The 1606-nt window shown below is 65.4% G+C and carries 1 protein-coding gene and 1 pseudogene; both read left to right on the plus strand.

Going from position 1 to position 1606, the window contains the following annotated elements; all coding sequences use genetic code 11:
* Window positions 1-750: pseudogene (locus ACWC0C_RS48305) on the plus strand (alpha-1,4-glucan--maltose-1-phosphate maltosyltransferase); the annotation flags it as partial.
* Window positions 747-1606: alpha-amylase family glycosyl hydrolase (locus tag ACWC0C_RS48310; RefSeq protein WP_450871545.1), on the plus strand; the 860-nt coding region annotated here is incomplete at its 3' end. The pseudogene ACWC0C_RS48305 and the gene ACWC0C_RS48310, both read left to right, overlap by 4 nt.

Below are 1606 nucleotides of genomic sequence, written 5' to 3' on the forward strand. Positions count from 1 at the left end.
CGGCCGGCGATGCTGCACACCCTCGCCCAGATCGGCTTCCAGCAGTCCTACACGTACTTCACCTGGCGCAACAGCAAGCAGGAACTCACCGAATACGCCAGCGAGTTGTCCGGTGAGGCCGCTGCCTACCTCCGGCCGAACTTCTTCGCCAACACCCCGGACATCCTGCACGCCTACCTCCAGCACGGCGGCCGCCCCGCCTTCGAGGTGCGTGCCGTGCTCGCCGCGACCCTCTCCCCCACCTGGGGCATCTACAGCGGCTACGAGCTGTGCGAGAACACCCCGCTGAGGGAGGGCAGCGAGGAATACCTCGACTCGGAGAAGTACCAGCTCAGGACGCGTGACTGGGAGGCGGCGGCGCGCGAGGGCCGGACCATCGCGCCGCTCGTCACCCGGCTCAACACCATCCGGAGGCAGAACCCGGCCCTGCGCCAACTGCGCGATCTGCACTTCCACCACACCGACAAGGACGCGGTGATCGCCTACTCGAAGCGCAGCGGGTCGAACACGGTTCTGGTGGTCGCCAACCTCGACCCCCACCACACCCAGGAGGCAACGGTCTCGTTGGACATGCCGCAACTCGGCCTGGAATGGCACGAGTCGGTGCCGGTGCGTGATGAGCTCACCGGCGAGACCTACTACTGGGGCAGGGCCAATTATGTGCGCCTCGAACCGGGCCATAGGCCCGCGCATGTCTTCCAGGTTCTGCGACCGTCCAACCCGCAGATCGGAGGGTCACCCACAATATGATCGTCAATGAGCCTGTTCCGGACACCTTCGAAAACACTCCCGCCAAGGACCGGGACCCCGAGTGGTTCAAGCGCGCCGTCTTCTACGAGGTCCTGGTGCGCTCCTTCCAGGACAGCAACGGCGACGGCATCGGCGACCTGAAGGGTCTGACCGCCAAGCTCGACTATCTGCAGTGGCTCGGCGTGGACTGCCTGTGGCTGCCGCCGTTCTTCAAGTCCCCGCTCCGGGACGGCGGTTACGACGTCTCCGACTACACCGCCGTCCTCCCGGATTTCGGTGACCTCGCCGACTTCGTGGAGTTCGTGGACGCCGCGCACCAGCGCGGCATGCGCGTGATCATCGACTTCGTCATGAACCACACCAGCGACCAGCATCCGTGGTTCCAGGAGTCGAGGCGCGACCCGGACGGTCCGTACGGGGACTACTACGTCTGGGCCGAGGACGACAAGCAGTTCCAGGACGCCCGGATCATCTTCGTCGACACCGAGGCCTCCAACTGGACGTACGACCCGGTACGCAAGCAGTACTACTGGCACCGCTTCTTCTCGCACCAGCCGGACCTCAACTACGAGAACCCGGCCGTGCAGGAGGAGATGATCTCCGCGCTGAAGTTCTGGCTGGATCTCGGCATCGACGGATTCCGGCTGGACGCGGTGCCGTACCTGTACCAGGAGGAGGGCACCAACTGCGAGAACCTGCCGGCGACCCACGAGTTCCTGAGGCGGGTGCGCAAGGAGATCGACACCCAGTACCCCGACAAGGTGCTGCTGGCGGAGGCCAACCAGTGGCCGGAGGACGTCGTCGACTACTTCGGCGACTACGCCTCCGGCGGCGACGAGTGCCACATGGCCTTCCA

This window comes from Streptomyces sp. NPDC001709 (genome assembly GCF_053596375.1).